Raw genomic sequence first — 235 nt, forward strand, 5'->3', positions numbered from 1 at the left:
CGGGTGGAGCGCCGTTCACCGTCACCGGTCTGGGAACTCCACTGGACCTGGACGGTTGGGCCGCGACGGCGTCTGACGTGAGCCCGTGGCCCACCGATGTGGTTGAGCACCTGCTCGACGGTGACGCCGACTCCCGGTACAGCTCCGGCAAGGCACAGCAGGACGGCATGTGGATCAAGGTCGACATGGGCCAGCCACAGACCTTCAGCAGGATCGTGCTCGACTCCGGAACTGT

General features: G+C 66.0%; 1 protein-coding gene. It reads left to right on the top strand.

The window, feature by feature from the left end:
* Positions 1-77: 77 nt before the first annotated feature.
* A partial coding sequence (locus ACR9ZK_RS23530) for a discoidin domain-containing protein (protein ID WP_481344326.1) occupies positions 78-235 on the top strand: 158 nt, incomplete at its 3' end.

The sequence above is a fragment of the Monashia sp. HAY1-5C genome (assembly GCF_056755255.1).